The organism is Brevundimonas sp. SORGH_AS_0993 (genome assembly GCF_030818545.1).
In the GTDB taxonomy this organism is placed as follows: Bacteria; Pseudomonadota; Alphaproteobacteria; order Caulobacterales; family Caulobacteraceae; genus Brevundimonas.
Window position 1 is genome coordinate 871,121 of record NZ_JAUTAH010000001.1, and the last position, 15,315, is coordinate 886,435.

At 69.2% G+C, this 15,315-nt stretch carries 13 protein-coding genes; 6 read left to right on the top strand and 7 right to left on the bottom strand.

Translation table 11 applies throughout. The features are described from left to right. Positions 1-74 precede the first annotated feature (74 nt). The 3 genes from QE389_RS04380 to QE389_RS04390 form a co-directional block, all read right to left on the bottom strand. A complete protein-coding gene (locus QE389_RS04380) occupies positions 75-2,558 on the bottom strand; it encodes a TonB-dependent receptor (protein WP_307364869.1) in 2,484 nt (827 codons plus the stop codon). Then, positions 2,545-3,486 (bottom strand): FecR domain-containing protein, encoded by a 942-nt coding sequence (locus QE389_RS04385; protein ID WP_307364870.1) that lies wholly within the window; start codon positions 3,484-3,486, stop codon positions 2,545-2,547. The genes QE389_RS04380 and QE389_RS04385 overlap by 14 nt, the downstream gene beginning before the upstream one ends. A gap of 82 nt (positions 3,487-3,568) precedes the next feature. Further along, positions 3,569-4,075, bottom strand: coding sequence for an RNA polymerase sigma factor (locus tag QE389_RS04390; RefSeq protein ID WP_307364871.1), 507 nt, complete (start codon positions 4,073-4,075; stop codon positions 3,569-3,571). Between the two features lie 213 nt (positions 4,076-4,288). On the opposite strand from QE389_RS04390, the gene QE389_RS04395 reads away from it, so the two are divergent. From QE389_RS04395 to gor, 5 genes are all read left to right on the top strand, one after another. Then, positions 4,289-5,221 carry a hypothetical protein gene (locus QE389_RS04395; protein ID WP_307364872.1) on the top strand — a complete coding sequence of 311 codons (933 nt, stop codon included), beginning with the start codon at positions 4,289-4,291 and terminating at the stop codon, positions 5,219-5,221. A 61-nt stretch (positions 5,222-5,282) separates the two neighbouring features. Beyond that, entirely contained in the window at positions 5,283-6,320 is a 1,038-nt protein-coding gene (locus QE389_RS04400; RefSeq protein ID WP_307364873.1) for a glycosyltransferase family 4 protein, read from the top strand. Continuing rightward, positions 6,317-6,904, top strand: a complete 588-nt coding sequence (locus QE389_RS04405) for a class I SAM-dependent methyltransferase (protein WP_307364874.1) — start codon at positions 6,317-6,319, stop codon at positions 6,902-6,904. The genes QE389_RS04400 and QE389_RS04405 overlap by 4 nt, the downstream gene beginning before the upstream one ends. A 112-nt stretch (positions 6,905-7,016) precedes the next feature. Further along, positions 7,017-8,327, top strand: coding sequence for an Hsp70 family protein (locus tag QE389_RS04410; RefSeq protein WP_307364875.1), 1,311 nt, complete (start codon positions 7,017-7,019; stop codon positions 8,325-8,327). Between the two features lie 130 nt (positions 8,328-8,457). Then, the gene (gor, locus tag QE389_RS04415) at positions 8,458-9,840 is read left to right on the top strand and encodes a glutathione-disulfide reductase (RefSeq protein ID WP_307364876.1); all 1,383 of its coding nucleotides are present in this window, start codon (positions 8,458-8,460) and stop codon (positions 9,838-9,840) included. Between the two features lie 7 nt (positions 9,841-9,847). Here the strand turns inward: gor and QE389_RS04420 are convergent, their stop codons facing one another. Then, a complete protein-coding gene (locus tag QE389_RS04420; protein WP_307364877.1) occupies positions 9,848-11,368 on the bottom strand; it encodes a carboxylesterase/lipase family protein in 1,521 nt (506 codons plus the stop codon). A gap of 228 nt (positions 11,369-11,596) precedes the next feature. On the opposite strand from QE389_RS04420, the gene QE389_RS04425 reads away from it, so the two are divergent. Next, on the top strand, positions 11,597-11,974 hold the full coding sequence (locus tag QE389_RS04425; protein WP_307364878.1) for a response regulator: 378 nt from the start codon (positions 11,597-11,599) through the stop codon (positions 11,972-11,974). Here QE389_RS04425 and hutI read toward each other — a convergent pair. From hutI to QE389_RS04440, 3 genes are read right to left on the bottom strand one after another with little or no spacing between them, the layout of a single operon-like run. Further along, positions 11,971-13,194: an imidazolonepropionase gene (gene hutI / locus QE389_RS04430; protein WP_307364879.1), complete on the bottom strand. Its 1,224-nt coding sequence runs from the start codon at positions 13,192-13,194 to the stop codon at positions 11,971-11,973. The genes QE389_RS04425 and hutI overlap by 4 nt on opposite strands. Continuing rightward, complete coding sequence (gene hutC, locus QE389_RS04435; RefSeq protein ID WP_307364880.1) at positions 13,191-13,910, bottom strand: histidine utilization repressor; 720 nt, start codon at positions 13,908-13,910, stop codon at positions 13,191-13,193. The genes hutI and hutC overlap by 4 nt, the downstream gene beginning before the upstream one ends. Then, positions 13,907-15,283: a formimidoylglutamate deiminase gene (locus tag QE389_RS04440; RefSeq protein ID WP_307364881.1), complete on the bottom strand. Its 1,377-nt coding sequence runs from the start codon at positions 15,281-15,283 to the stop codon at positions 13,907-13,909. The genes hutC and QE389_RS04440 overlap by 4 nt, the downstream gene beginning before the upstream one ends. Between the last annotated feature and the right edge of the window lie 32 nt (positions 15,284-15,315).

The window sequence follows — 15,315 nt, forward strand, 5'->3', positions numbered from 1 at the left end:
TTTTTGTGAAAGTTTGAGGTCCGTAAATTCGGTTCAAAAGACCCGAACAGACATTTTTTTCGGAAACGGGCGCTTCAATCCGCCCCTGGCGTCCAGCGCAGGGACAGACCGATGGTGCGGGGGCGCAGGGGCGTGATGGTGCGGGCTTCGGGCAGGCGGAACGGATCGCCAAAGGCGAAGGTGTTGGCGCGCGTGTCCATCGGGTTATCGACGAACAGGCTGAGGCTCCAGTTCGTCCGTTCCAGCCCGACCGAGACACGCCCGGTCGCATAGTCGCCCATCCTGTGTCCCTGCGCGGCGTCGAACGTCAGGCGCGAGGCGCCGACGTAGGCGACCTGTCCGGCCGCGACGAGATCCGGCCCCCACGGCGTGGCGCGACGCCAGGCGACGTTCAGATTGGCGGAGACCGCGGGAACGCCCGGCAGGCCAGCGTCGCCGCGCGAGTTGAACGCCTCGCCCGGCCGCACGATGGCGGGATCAGCCACCAGCGCGTTGGCGCGAACCTTCAGCGCCTCCAGCGGGCGCCAATTGGCCTCCAGTTCCACGCCCGTATTGGCCCCGTCGCCGACGTTCACCGCATAGGCCAGGCCGCTGGGCAGGAACTGGTCGCTCTGCAGATTGCGCCATTCCGCGTGGAAAACGGCGATACGGGTCTGCAGCCGCCCGTCCCACAGCCGCCCCTTGGCTCCGGCCTCGAAATTCCACAAGCTGTCGCCGGCGTAGCGGCGCGCGGGCCGCCCCACCCCGCCGCCGAAGGTCTGGCCGATCAGCCCGGCGGTGTTGAATCCTCCGACCCTGTGTCCCTGACTGGCCAGGGCGTAGAAGGACCAGTCGGAGTTCAAGGTGAAATCGACCACCACCTTGGGCGAAAGGCCGTCGGTGTCCTGCTTTCCGTCGAACGACCGCCGGCGTCCGCGCTGCTGCACCAGGGAGTCCGCAGCGTATTTGATCGCATAGTAGCGCGCGCCCAGAGTGACCGACAGCCGTTGCGTCAGGTCGTAGGACGCCTCGCCGAACAGGGCCGCCTCGGAGCGGCGGTCGGATCGCGTCTCGGAATACAGTACGACCGGCCTGGGCAGCAGGGCCTGCATGGTCGTGTCGGTCGTGGATCGGCCTTCCGACCAGAACCCGCCGATCAGCCAGCGCAGCCGCCGCCCGCGCGGCGACACATAGGCGGCGTCCGCCGCCCACAGGTCGATGTCGCGGTCCTCGTCCAGCGCGCCGATGCCGTTGCTGGACGCCCCGAACAGCTTGAGCGCGGAGGAGGCGTCGTAGCGGCTGGAAAAGTCGTGCTCCACCCGCGCCGCCGTGGCCTCGAACCGGCCCCAGGCGCCCGCGCCCTCCAGCGTCAGATTGTGCTGGGCCAGGGCGTTGGCGTGCGGCTCTCGCACTAGATTGGCGCGGGTCAGCCCCTGGGAGGTCCGATAGACATAGTGGGTGTCGTTGGTCTCGATCCGCTGCTGGACCGTGCCGGCCGTCACCGTCCATTCCGGATTCAGACGATACAGCAGCGCCAGACGCCCGCCCCGCCGTTCGCCGGCGTTGACCCGCCGCAGGTTCAGATTGGCGTCGTTGATGTAGCCGTCGGCCTTTTCCCGATACGCTACGCCGCGCACCGCGCCGCGTCCGTCCGGCAGCGGCGCATTGACGACCAGGCCATAGTCCTGGTTCTGCCCGCCGGACCGCGTGTGGGAAATCGACCCGAACGCCTCCAACGCCTCCCGATCCGGATCGGGGGCGCGCGGCACGATGCGCAGCACGCCGCCGATCGGCCCCGTGCCGTAAAGCGTGCCCTGCGGCCCGCGCAGGATTTCGACGCGGTCCACATCCACCAGCTTCAGATCGGGGTCCGGCGCATTGTAGGTCAGGGGCACCCGATTCAGGTAGACGCCGACCGTCGACTGGGTCAGGCCGGTGAAGGCGCCGTCCGACATCCCGCGCAACAGGATCTTGTTTCGACCCGATCCCAGGTTCGTCATCGTCATGCCCGCGACCAGGCCGCTCAGGTCGCCGGTGTTGTCGCCACCGGCCTCGACGATGCGCGCGCCGGAAACGGCGGTCAGAGCCCCCGGCGCGTCCTGGGGCGACTGCGGCTGACGCTGGGCGGTGACGATCACGTCGCTGACCATCGGCGTGTCGCTCGGCGGGGGGGCCGTCGCAGGCCGAGGCGAGGCCGCGGGTCGAGGGAGTTCGGCGGGGCGCGGCGGGGCGGCTCGCCGGATGATCACCGCCCCGTCCGGTCGCAGGATGTAGCTGCAGCCGCTGCCCGCCAGCAGCCGGGACAGCGCGGCGTCCAAGCTCATCACCCCGGACACCCCCGCCGCCTGTCCCCGACAGGCGCTCAGATCGCCGCCCAGGGACAGCCGCGCCTGCACCGCCAGATCCAGCAGGGCGTCGCGCACGGGCTGTCGCGGCACGTCCAGTCGAACGACCGGCGCGCGCATGGCGAATCCCGCCGCCTGCGCCGTCAAGGGCGAGGCCGCGCCGGCCAGGGCGGCGATCAGAGCAAGGGACTTGGGACCCGCAAGACCGCCTTTAAGGCGGTCAGCGTTCGCCACGCGCGGTCAGGCGCACTTCGGAGGCCGTTCGCTGGACAGCGATCGGCGCGAACGCCTGAAGTTGGTTCAACATCGTCGTTTCGTCTCCCAGACGCAGAGCGCCTGTGAAGTGCAACTCTTGCGCCGAAGCCGAAACCTTAACCGACTTGCCCAGATAGCGCGAGAGGTCGGCCCCGACCTGCGACAGCGGAGAATCGCGGTACAGCAGCACCCCGTCCTGCCAGGCCGAAATCTGGCGCGGATCGACCCGCGACAGGGAAACCGCGCCGCGCGCATCCCGTTCGATCTGCTGGCCAACCGTCAGCCGCACCGGCGTCGCCCGCCCGGCAGGACGAACGGCGACGACGCCGCGCGACACGCCGACCGAGAACCGATGGTCGTGGTTGATCACATTGAACGCCGTGCCCAGCACCTGCAGGCTGCTGTCTCCGGCCGCGACGGTGAAGGGCCGCGCCGCGTCGTGGGCCACGTCGAAGGCCGCCTCCCCGTCATTCAGCGACACCCGGCGCGCGCCCGACGTCAGCTTGACCGTCAGATCCGACCGCCGGTTCAACCGGATCACGGAACCGTCGGCCAGTTCGATGCGGCGCGGTTCGGTCGTGGTGGTGAAATGCTGATCCCGAGCCTGATACATCGGCCAGCCGACCATCCCGATCACGGCGGCGGCGGCGACCGTGGCCATTGCGGCCCAGAGGCGACGACGGCCCAGGCCATTGTCGTTGGCGGGGCGCACTATCCGCACCGACTGCGGCGCGGCCTCGTCCAGATCGACCCACAGCCGCTCCAGCCGATCATAGGCTCGGGCATGGTCGGGAGAGGCCGCGATCCAGGCTGAAAAGGCGTCCCAGTCGGCGGCGCAGGCGTCGGCGTCCTGTAGGCGGACGAACCACCCCAGCGCCTCTTCCTCGATGCCTTGCTGCGGGATCATGTGCACGGTCGTTCGCCGAGAGCGAAATAGGACGCCCGATTATAGGACGTCGCCGACGGCCCGTCGCCTCCAACAGTAAAGCTCATTGTCCCGCCGCCTTGGCCAGGCGCCGAAGCGCTTCCATCATGTGCTTCTCCACCGAACTCTTGGAAACCCCCAGTGCAGCGGCGGTTTCCGCATAGCTCAGCCCCTCGAACTTGTGCATCCGAAAGATGCGCCGGGTCTTCTCGGGCAGACGGTCGACTTCCGCCGTCAGTCGCGCCAGCCTTTGCCGGGCCGCCACCACCGCCTCGGCCGAAGGGGCGTCGTCCGCCTCTCCATCCGTTCCGTCGCCAGCGGCCACCCGACGCCAGGCCCCGTCCCGCGCCGCCGCGCGTCGGCCGGAGCGCCAGCGGTCCATCATCAGGTTGGACGCCAGGCGATAGAGGAAGGCGCGCGGATCGCGCACATCCACCTCCGGCCCAATGCCTGTCGCCTTGAGATAGAGGTCCTGCAGCACGTCCTCCACGTCCTGCCCGCTGCGGCCCAGGCGCGCGGCGACGAACCTTTGCAGGTCCTCCCGGTGCGCGAAATAGGCTTCGACCAGCATGGACGCCGTGAACTTCTCGACAAGGACGGCGCCGACAGCGCGGGACAGCGGCCGAACCGCCTGACGACCTCATGCCTATAGCCAATCGATGAGGCAAGCCCGCCTCGGCGCCGTCTATCCAGTGAAGACGCCCGACGCGCGTCCCCGCCCTTCGAGAGAAGACCATGCCCATCGGCGCTTCGAAGCCCTGTACGCCCGTCGAGGATGCGCCCCATGTATGACGACTGGCGCGTCGGCTTCGTTCGCCGTCGGATCTCGCACGTTCTGGAACGGGCCCCGGATCAGTCGGCCCTCGACGCCGACGCGGTGATCTGGCTTCCGCCGCGCAAGGCTTTCCAGTTCATCGCCGATCCCTTCGGCGTCGAGCGCGACGGCCTGACCACGGTATTTTTCGAACATTTCGACTACCGCGTCCGTCGCGGCGAGATACACTACGCCCAGTATGACGGCGACCGGCTGGTCTGCGAGGGCGAGGCGTTGATCGAACCCTTCCACCTGTCCTATCCCAGTCTGATCGAGGACGGAGGCCAGCTCTATATGCTGCCGGAAGGCTACAAGAGCGGCGCCCTGACCCTCTATCGGTGCGAACGCTTCCCCGACCGCTGGACGCCGGTTCATCGGCTGATGGACGTACCCGCCATCGACGCGACCGTGATCAAGCACGACGGCCTGTGGTGGATGTTCTACGCCCTGCCCGGCCCCGAGGACCGCGCCATGCGGGAAATGCACGTCGCCTGGGCCCCGCGTCTGGAAGGCCCGTGGACGCCGCACGCCGCCAATCCTGTGCGGACCGGCTTTCTGTCCTCCCGGCCCGGGGGTTCGGCCTTCGTGCGTGACGGCGCCCTGCATCTCCCGGTTCAGGAATGCCAGCCGACCTATGGCGCGGCCCTGCGCCTGCTCCGCATCGACGAACTGACACCCGATCGCTTTTCGGCCTCAGAGGTCCGCCGTCTGACGCCCGGCGGCCTGCTGGAAGGTTTCGCGGACGGTCTGCACACCCTCTCAGGCGACGACCGGCTGACCTTCATCGACGTCAAGGGCCTGCGCCGCTCTCCCGTCGAGGGCGGGCTGAAGACGCTCTACAAGATGCGACGCCTGTTGGGCCTCAACGACCCGCGCACTTCGATCACCCGCCGGGCCGCCTGATTTGCGCATCGCGGTCGTCATCCCGCGCGGGGGAAGTCTCGACTGCGACCGCCTGAATTCGATGGAGAACGTCGCCCTGACCCTGAGCCGGCATAGCCGGTTCCGCGACGAGACCCGCTTCATCTGCGAGGCCGGGGCCGCAAACCCGGCCGCACCGGACCTGACGATCACGGTTCCGGCGGGTCTGGGCAAGGCGGACCATTCCCGCGCCGTGCTCCAGACCTTGCAGGATTTCGACCCCGATCTGGTCGAGTATCACCAGACCCTGGGCTGTGCGGCCGACTTCGCCAGGCGGCTGCCGGGCGCGCGTCATGTGCTTTACCGCCACACCCGAATCCGACCGCCCCGCCATCTGATCGACCGGATGCGCTATCGGGGCCGCCTGCGGGGCTTCGACCGGCTGATCTTCGTCAGCCAGGCCGCCCGCACCGAGTTCCTGACCGACTATCCCGGCTTCGACGACCGCGCCTCCGTCGTCTGCAACCCTATTGATCTGGCGTGCTGGCGCGGCGATCCGGCCGAACGGGAAAAGCTGATCCTATTTTCCGGACGGGCCATGGCGGAAAAGGGTCTGGACGCCTTCTGCGCCGCCCTGGCCGTGGTCCTGGATCGGCATCGGGACTGGCGCGGCGCGCTGATGCTGGGCGACTGGGACCAGCACGGGGCCTGGGCCGCCCAGCATGTCGAGACCCTCTCCCGCTTCGGCGACCGGATCGAGGTCCGCAGGTCAGCGCCTCTCGACGTCGTGCGCGACGTTACGCGCCGCGCGGCCATCGCCGTCGTGCCGTCCCGCGTGGCCGAGGCCATGGGCCTGACGGCGCTGGAGGCCCACGCCGCCGGCGCCGCCCTGATCTCTTCGGGCCGTGGCGGCCTGCGCGAGGCCAGCGGCCTTCACGCCCTCTATGTCGATCCACCAGAGGCCGACGCCCTGGCCCAGGCCATGCTGCGCCTGGTCGCCGACCACCCGGGCCGCATCGCCATGGCCCAGGACGCCCAGGCCTTCGTCGGCCGCACCCATGCGCCCCAGACGCGCGCTGACGAACTGGACCGTCTGAGAACCGAAATGATGGCCCAGCGCGTCGCGCGGTTCAGCGCGTGACCGCCCTCTCCCGCCTGTTCCGCCGGCTTCGCGGCCGTGGCCGTGGCCGTATCGACGGCATCCGCGCCCTGCCCGACCGGCGGCTGCTGATCGAAACCTATATCCCCGCCCTGGCTCAGGCTCAGGCGCAGACCCAGACCCAGGCCGGGGGCCGCATCCTGTGGGTCGGCTGTCGCGCCTATACGCGCGACGACTATCCCGCCCTGGCCCGCCACGGCGCCGAGGTCTGGACCACCGACATCGACCCCAAGGCCGCCCGTTGGGGCCAGCCGGGCCGCCACCGCACCGGCGACATCTGCGCCATCGACCAGGTCTTCGCCGACCAGACCTTCGACGTCGTGGTCTGCAACGGCGTTCTGGGCTTTGGCGCGGATTCGCCGGAAATGCAGGATCAGGCCATGGCGGCCATGGCCCGCATCCTGCGTCCCGGCGGCCTGCTGCTGCTGGGCTGGAACACGGACAAGATCGACGATCCCCTGACGGTTCCGTCCGCCGCCTACGCCCCCACGCCTTTCGCCGGCCAGCCGCCGCGCGTGCGGTTCGACGCCGTCACCCACGTTTACGACGCCCTGCGCCGTCTCTGAAGGGTTCGCCGCTCCGTTTTCGACCTGATGAATCGGCCGAAAGCCTGTAAAGGCGGCTCCCACGCACGGTCGCGCCCGCGCGCCGGGGCTCTCCACCCGTCGAGACTTCATCATGACCACCTCACAGCCGACCACCATCGGCATCGACTTCGGCACGACCAACACCGTCGTCGCCGTCACCGACGCCGAAGGGCGGACGCAGTTGACGACCTTCGGCGCGGCGGGCGCCACCTTCCGCTCGGCCCTGGCGTTCCAGTTCCACCCCAGCCGCGACGGCCAGCCGCCCGAGCGCCTGGTCGAGGCCGGTCCCTGGGCCATCGAGGCCTATGTCGAGGACCCGCTGGAGACCCGCTTCATCCAGTCGTTCAAGACCTTCGCCGCCAGCGCCGCCTTCACCGAAACCCGCATCGACGACCGCCGCTATCGGTTCGAGGACCTCTTGTCGGCCTTCCTTCTGCGCCTGCGCCACCACGCCGGCGGCGACCTGTCCGACCTGCCGCCGCGCGTGGTCGTGGGCCGTCCCGTCACCTTCGCCGGAAACAACCCGGACGAGGCCCTGGCCCTGGCCCGCTATCAGACCGCTTTCGGGCGCCTGGGCTTCACCGACATCCGTTACGCGCACGAGCCGGTCGGCGCCGCCTTCTATTTCGCCCGCCAGTTGAAGGAAGACGCCACCGTCCTGGTCGCCGACTTCGGGGGCGGCACCAGCGACTTCTCCATCATCCGCTTCGAACAAGCGGACGGGGTCCTGCGCTCCACCCCGCTGGCTCGGTCGGGCGTGGGCGTGGCCGGCGACGCCTTCGACTATCGCATCATCGACAATCTGGTCTCGCCGGCCCTAGGCAAGGGCGGCCTCTACCGCGCCCTGGACAAGCAGTTGCCGATCCCCCAGCGCTACTATTCCGCCTTCGCTCGCTGGGACCAGTTGGCCCTGCTGCGCGCCTCGCGCGACATGCGCGACATCCGCGCCCTGGCCCGCACCGCCCTGGAGCCCGAGAAGATCGAGCGGCTGATCGAAATCCTGGACGACAACCACGGCCACGCCCTCTACCGCGCCGTGTCGGCCCTGAAGACCGCCCTGTCTTCTCGGGAGACGGCGACCTTCGACTTCGCCGCCGGCGACGTGCGGATCGTGCGCGAGGTGGCCCGCGCCGAGTTCGAAGGCTGGATCGCGCCCGAACTGGCCGCCATCGCCGAGGCCGTGGATCGGGCCATGGATCAGGCCGGCCTGCCGCCCGAAGGCGTCGACCGCGTCTTCCTGACCGGCGGCACCTCCTTCGTCCCCGCCGTGCGCGCCCTGTTCCACAAGCGGTTCGGAGCCGCGAAGATCGAGACCGGCGGGGAGTTCGAATCCATCGCCGCCGGCCTGGCCCTGATCGGCCTTGAACCCCGGCTGGACCTGTGGAGCGAAAAGGCCGCCTGAGGCGCCTCTTGCGCTTGTCCGTTCCGCCCCCGGCGCCTAAGTCCGTGCGATCTGAGACCTGACCGTCGGCGCCGAATTCGGACTGTTCGGACTCTTTGGACTCTGTTTTTCGCGCACGCCGGAGACCCAGATGGCGGACTACGACTACGACCTCTTCGTCATCGGCGCCGGGTCCGGCGGGGTGCGCGCGGCGCGCCTGACCGCGCTGGACGGCAAGAAGGTCGCCATCGCCGAGGAATTCCGCGTCGGCGGCACCTGCGTCATTCGCGGCTGCGTGCCCAAGAAGTTCATGGTCATGGCCTCCGAGGTCAGCCACGCGCTGGAGATCGCCGAGGGCTACGGCTGGTCGTTCGACAAGGCCGAGTTCGACTGGCCCCGGTTCCTGGAAGCCAAGGATGTCGAGATCGCCCGCCTGTCCGGCCTCTACGCCGCCAACCTGGGCAAGGCGGGGGTCGAACTGGTTCACGGCCGGGCGGTGCTGAAGGACGCCCATACGGTCGAGATTGTCGGCAAGGACCGCACCGTCACCGCCGAAAAGATCCTGATCGCCACCGGCGGCCGCCCCTGGAAGCCGGAAGAACTGCCGGGCATCGAACACGCCATCACTTCGGAAGAAGCCTTCCACCTGCCGCAACTGCCCAAGCGCATCCTGATCGCGGGCGGCGGCTATATCGCGGTGGAGTTCGCGGGCATCTTCGCCGGCCTGGGCGTCGAGACGACCCTGATCTATCGCGGGCCGAACATCCTGCGCGGCTTCGACGACGACGTGCGCGCGCATCTGGCCGGAGAGATCGAGAAGCGCGGCGTCAAGGTCGTGCTGGGTTGCCAGCACGAGAAGATCGAAAAGACCGAAACCGGCCTGGTCAACCATCTGGAAAACGGCATGAAGCTGGAGACGGACGCGGTCATGTTCGCCACCGGCCGCATCCCCTACGTCAAAGACCTGGGCCTGGAGACCGCCGGGGTCGAACTCAATGCGGCCGGCGCGATCAAGGTCGACGCCTATTCCAGGACCACGGCCGACAACATCTGGGCCATCGGCGACGTCACCGACCGGATGAACCTGACGCCGGTGGCGATCCGCGAGGCGGTCGCCTTCCACCAGACCGTCTATCGCGACAATCCCCAGCATTTCGACTACGAGGCCGTCGCCACTGCGGTCTTCAGCCAGCCGCCGGTCGGCGTGGTGGGGCTGACCGAGGCCGAGGCGCGCCGGTCCTGTTCCAAGGGGGTGGACGTCTATCTCACCCGCTTCCGACCTATGAAATACGCCTTCACCGGCTCGGACGAGCGGGTCCTGATGAAGCTGGTGGTCGACGCCGAAACCCAGCGCGTGGTCGGCGTTCATATCGTCGGGCCAGACAGCCCGGAGATGATCCAGCTGGCCGCCATCGCCGTGAAGGCCGGCCTGACCAAGCCTCAGTGGGACGCCACCTGCGCCGTCCACCCGACCATGGCCGAGGAACTGGTCACGCTGAAGGAAAAGCAGAACGCCGCCAATCTGGCCGCCTGAAGCGACCTCAAGGGCGGGCCCGCTTGCGGAAACGTTCCAGCAGGTCCAGCCGCGCGCTGAACGGCACGGCCGTCACCGTGGGCCCGCCGTTGCCGAAGTTCAGCAACTGGGTGTTCCCGCCCCTTGCGCGCGGCCATTGCGGCCGCCCGACGCCGTTGGGATCGCCCGACCGCGCAAAGGTCGTCCAATAGCTCATCATCGCCTCGGACGCCTTGCGGTCACGCTCCTCCACCGGATACGGCAGGGTGTTCAGCGTGCCGAACACATAGGGCCGCTCGATCGCATGGGTCGCTCCGCCGTGCGGCTCGGGGTTCTGGGGCGAAGTGACATCGAAACGGTACAGCCACGCCCGGTTGCCCGCCGCATTGTGCAGCCGCGCCAGATGGCGCGCCGGTTCCGAAAAGACCAGGTCGGTGATCACGGTCTTGTCGAACGCCTCCAGCCCGCCGTAGGCTTGGACGAGGTCGGCGCGTTCCAGCCAGGTCATGTCGTCGTCGATCAGACCATAGCCGTTGCGATCCGTCGGCCGCATCCACCAGAACTCGGCGCTGTTGGTGCCGATGATCAGCGGCACGGGCGCCTGCCGACCGGCGCGGAATGCCGCCTCGACCGTCGTGGGCACGATCTCGCCGTCGATCAGGGTCAGGTCGCCATTGGCGAACACCGGAGCCGGCGTCAGGAACAACTCGGCCGGGGCGCCGCGCAGGTCCGCCGCCGTCCGCATGCCGGCCGCATAGGCCCAGACCGAGCCCCGATCGCGCGCCGACGGCGCCCCGCCCGGTCCCTTGGCGTCCAGCGGCGTCTGCAGTTCGCGTCCCAAGCCCGACTGCACCACCGCCCGGTCGAACAGACCCCGCGCGGGCGGCGAGATCATCAGCCGGGTGACGATGGCCCCGCCGGCCGATTCGCCGAAGACGGTGACGTTCTGGGGGTCGCCGCCGAAGGCCGCGATATTGGCCCGAACCCACTTCAGGGCCGCGATCACGTCCATCAGGCCATAGTTGCCGCCCGGCTCGTCCGCCGGGCGCTCGGCCGCCAGGGCAGGATGATCGAAGAAGCCCAACCGTCCCAGACGGTAGTTCAGCGTCACCACCACCATGCCGCGCCGCGCCAGGTGCGACCCGTCGTAAAGCGGCGCCGTGCCCGATCCGTTCACCAGGCCGCCGCCATGGATCCACACCATCACCGGCGCGGGCTGGGCGGTGTTCGTCGGCCGCCAGACGTTCAGGTTCAGACAGTCCTCGCTCATCGGCAGAGGCCCGACGCCGGGATCGCCGCCCGGCGGCGCCTGGATGCAGATCGGCCCCAGGGTTCCGGCGTCCCGTTGCCCGCGCCAACTGGGCGCGGCCGCCGGCGGTCGCCAGCGTCGCTCGCCTGTCGGCGGTGCGGCATAGGGGATGTTCTTGAACGCCGTCACATCGGCTTCGGCGCGCCCGATCAGGACGCCCTGTTCGATCTGGACAGTGGGCTGTTCGGCTGCGGGCGCCATCATGAGCGAGAGGGTGGCGAAAACGCCTGCGATTGTCATGCCCGTTGCTTACCAAATCTGACGCGCCCGCCAATGCCGTGCGGGATCACACTCTGCGACTGAATGGCCGACCCTGCGCGCAATGTGCGAAACCGCACACGATTTTTACAGGTAGCGGCTTGTTTGCGCGAAAGATTCATCGGTATCTGGCGACGGCGTTCGTTCTGGTTTAGGGCGTCATCCAACCTTTGCGGAAGAAGACCGCGCCGCGCATTAGGACGTCCACCGATGACCCAGCCCCTCTCCGGCCGCCGCGTCCTTGTGGTCGAGGACGAATCCCTGGTCGCCATGCTTCTGGAGACCATTCTGGAAGACATGGGTTGCACCCCTGTCGGTCCGGCGTCAAACATCGACGACGGCGAAGTCATGGCGCGCGACACGGCCGATCTGGACGCCGCCCTGCTGGACGTCAACGTCGCCGGCCGTCAGGTCTTCCCCGTCGCAGAGGCGCTGAGGGCCCGCGGCGTGCCCTTCGTCTTTTCCACCGGCTATGGCGAAAGCGGCCTGCCGGACAAATGGCGCGGCAACCCCACCATTCAGAAGCCCTTCACCGAAGCGGCCATCCGCGACGCCCTGATGCGCGCCCTGGGCGTGGCCGAGGGTTAAGCCCGAGCCTCGCCGTCCACGCCTGCGGTGATCCGCCGAAACAGCAGCGGCTTGCCCAGCCAATAGGCCAGTTCGGCGGGGCGGGCGATGGTCCAGATCGCCAGATCGGCGGCCTTGCCGACCTCCAGCGTCCCGACCTGTTCCGACAGGCCCAGGGCGCGCGCGGCCTCGCGCGTGGCCCCAGCCAGGGCCTCTTCGGGGGTCAGGCCGAACTGAACGCAGGCCAGGTTCAGGGCGGCGGTCATGGAGGCGACGGGCGAGGTGCCGGGATTGCAGTCGGTGGCGACGGCCATTCTGACGCCATGGCGACGCAGCAGGTCGATCGGCGGCGTCCGGGTTTCACGCAACATCAGGTAGGCGCCGGGCAGCAGCACCGCCGCGACCCCCGCTGCGGCCATCGCCGCGACGCCCGCCTCGGTCGCATGTTCGATATGATCGGCCGACAGGGCCCGATAACGCGCCGCCAGGGCCGCTCCGCCGCCGTCCGACAACTGGTCGGCATGCAGCTTGACCGGCAGGCCCAAGGCCCTCGCCTTGTCGAACAGGCGCGACACCTCCTCGGTCGAGAAGGCGATGGGCTCGCAATAGGCGTCAACGGCGTCGACCAGCCCCTGAGCATGGGCCTCCGGCAGGATGTCGTCCACAGCCTTGTCCACATAGGCCCTGCGATCGTCGCGGTGCTCGGGCGGGACGGCGTGCAGGCCCAGATAGCTGGTGCGGACCCTGACCCCGCCTTCGCGCCCGATCCGGCGGGCGACACGCAGCATTTTCAGCTCGCTGTCGCGGTCCAGACCATAGCCGGACTTGATCTCGACGGTCGTGACTCCGCTGGCCTTCAGCCCCTCCAGACGGCTCATGGCCGAGGCGAACAACGCCTCTTCCGACGCCGCGCGTGTGGCCTTGACCGAAGAGACGATGCCGCCGCCCGCGCGGGCGATCTCTTCATAGGTCGCACCGCCCAGCCGTTGTTCGAATTCGCCCGAGCGGTCTCCGCCGAAGACCAGATGGGTGTGGCAGTCGATCAGACCCGGCGTGATCCAGCGGCCGTCCAGCCGATCCGTCCGTGCCGCTTCCATCGCGGGCATTCCGGCGCGCGGGCCGATCCAGGCGATCCGGCCGTCCGCAATGGCCACGGCCGCGTCCTCGACGACGCCGTAAGGCGCGCCGCCCTCCGTCATGGTCGCGGCGTGACAGTCGATCAGCAGGCGGTCGGCCTTCATCGGCTTTGATCCTCAGCATGGGCGGACGAGAAGCGGGCGACCAGATCGTAGCGGTCGCCGGGGAAGGTCTGCCACACCCGCGTCACCCCCTGCCCGTCCCGCCAAGTCCGGCGTTCGACGCACAGACAGGCGGCGCCGGGCGCCCGTTCCAGCAGGCGCGCGGTCGCGGCGTCGGCTTCCACGGCCGCGATGCGGTTCTCGGCCTCGGTCCAGGGCGCGGATTCCAGCAGCCAACTGCCCGGCGGCACGGCCTTGAAATCCACCAGGGCCGCCTCGGGCGCAGCGTTCAAAGCGATCAACCGGCGTTCCAGGGCGAACGGCGCCTGATCGGCCCGGTGCAGGCAGGTCAGGTCCAGCAGGCGACCGCCTGCAGCCAGCTCCGCCTCCTCCGCATCGGCCGGCGCCCGCTCCACCCGCGCCAGGAGGGCGTAACCATAGGTCTGGCCCCTCGCCTGCACCTCGGCCCGCAGGTCGGGAATGGCCAGGACGGCGGCGTGGGCCTTGGGCTGGGCGACGAAGGTGCCCGCGCGTCGGCGGCGCGTGACCAGCCCGCGTCCAGCCAGCTCGCCGATCGCCTTGGACACGGTCATGCGCGAACAGCCGTAACGCGCCGTCAGTTCATGCTCGAACGGAATGCGATCACCCGGCGCCAGTTCGCCCGACAGGATTCGGCTTTCCAGGTCGGCGTAGATGCGCCGATGCAGCGGCGCGCTCATCCCAGAACCGTCGCCAGAGCGCGGCGATAGCGGTCTTCGATGGCGTCTCGGGCGACATGACGGCCGTTCCGCACCACCTCCCGGCCCGCCCGCCAGACCGAGCCGACGGCCCCGCCCGGCGCGCCGAAGATCCAGCTGTCCAGGATCGCATCGCCGGATCGGCCCGCGAAGGCGATCCCGCGGGTGTCCAGAACCACGATATCCGCCGGTGCCCCCACTGCCAGGCCGCCCGCCGCGCCGGCCGCTTGCGCCCCGCCGGCCAGGGCGCGCTCGAACAGGGCCCGCCCCGTCGAACGCGCCGAGTCGGCCATGACCGCGCGCCCGCGTCGGGCCAGACGCTGGCTGTACTCCAGCAATCGCAATTCTTCGGCGACCCCGATCTGAACATTGGAATCGGTGCCGACGCCGAAGCGTCCGCCCGCGTGCAGATAGTCCGCGGCCGGAAAGACGCCGTCGCCAAGATTGGCCTCGGTGATCGGACACAGGCCGACCACGGCGCCGCGATCAGCGATCCCGCGCCATTCCGCCTCGGTCACGTGGGTCGCGTGGATCAGGCACCACCGCGTATCGACCGGCGCATGCGTCAGCAGCCATTCGACCGGCCGCGCGCCCGACCAGGCCCGGCAGTCCTCGACCTCCTTGGTCTGTTCGGCCACATGGATGTGGATCGGCCCGTCGCCGGCCAGGGCGGGCAGCATCGCCAGTTCTTCCGGGCTGACGGCGCGCAGACTGTGGGGCGCGACGCCCACGACGGCGTCCGACAGATCGCCGGTCAGGGCTCGGCACCGCGAAACCAGGTCGGCGAACCCGTCCAGGTCGCTTATGAATCGTCTCTGACCGTGCGACGGCGGCTGTCCGCCGAACCCGGCGTGGGCGTAGAAGACCGGCAGCAGCGTCAGGGCGATGCCCGCCGCCTGCGCGGCCGCTGCGATTCGCCCGGCGATTTCGGCCCTGTCGGCATAGGCCGCGCCTGCCGGATCGTTATGCAGATAGTGAAACTCGGCCACCCGCGTAAAGCCGCCCTCCAGCATCTCGATGAAGGCCAGGGCCGTGATGGCCTCGATCTCTTCCGGACCGCCCCGATCCAGAAAACGATACATCAGCTCGCGCCAGGTCCAGAAGTCGTCCTCCGATGGCCCGCGCGCCTCGGTCAGCCCCGCCATGGCGCGCTGGAAGGCATGGCTGTGCACATTGGCGACGCCGGGCAGGGCCACCCCGCCGCCCTGATCCGCCGCGCCCCGCGCCGCGCCCGTTTCCAGGCCCACGATCCGGCCGCCCCCCACGCTCAGCCGCACGTCGCGCGCCCAGCCGTCCGGCGTCAGGGCCGCCTCGAACCAGAGGGTGCGATCCACAGGCTGCGGCTCAAGGGTCACTGGACAGGTCCGTGTCGTTGCGATCAATATGT

Coding starts and splice junctions, on each gene's coding strand:
- QE389_RS04385 (WP_307364870.1), bottom strand. CDS start 3,486: ATGATCCCGCAGCAAGGCATCGAGGAAGAGGCGCTGGGGTGGTTCGTC.
- QE389_RS04390 (WP_307364871.1), bottom strand. CDS start 4,075: ATGCTGGTCGAAGCCTATTTCGCGCACCGGGAGGACCTGCAAAGGTTC.
- QE389_RS04395 (WP_307364872.1), top strand. CDS start 4,289: ATGTATGACGACTGGCGCGTCGGCTTCGTTCGCCGTCGGATCTCGCAC.
- QE389_RS04400 (WP_307364873.1), top strand. CDS start 5,283: ATGGAGAACGTCGCCCTGACCCTGAGCCGGCATAGCCGGTTCCGCGAC.
- QE389_RS04410 (WP_307364875.1), top strand. CDS start 7,017: ATGACCACCTCACAGCCGACCACCATCGGCATCGACTTCGGCACGACC.
- gor (WP_307364876.1), top strand. CDS start 8,458: ATGGCGGACTACGACTACGACCTCTTCGTCATCGGCGCCGGGTCCGGC.
- QE389_RS04420 (WP_307364877.1), bottom strand. CDS start 11,368: ATGACAATCGCAGGCGTTTTCGCCACCCTCTCGCTCATGATGGCGCCC.
- QE389_RS04425 (WP_307364878.1), top strand. CDS start 11,597: ATGACCCAGCCCCTCTCCGGCCGCCGCGTCCTTGTGGTCGAGGACGAA.
- hutI (WP_307364879.1), bottom strand. CDS start 13,194: ATGAAGGCCGACCGCCTGCTGATCGACTGTCACGCCGCGACCATGACG.
- hutC (WP_307364880.1), bottom strand. CDS start 13,910: ATGAGCGCGCCGCTGCATCGGCGCATCTACGCCGACCTGGAAAGCCGA.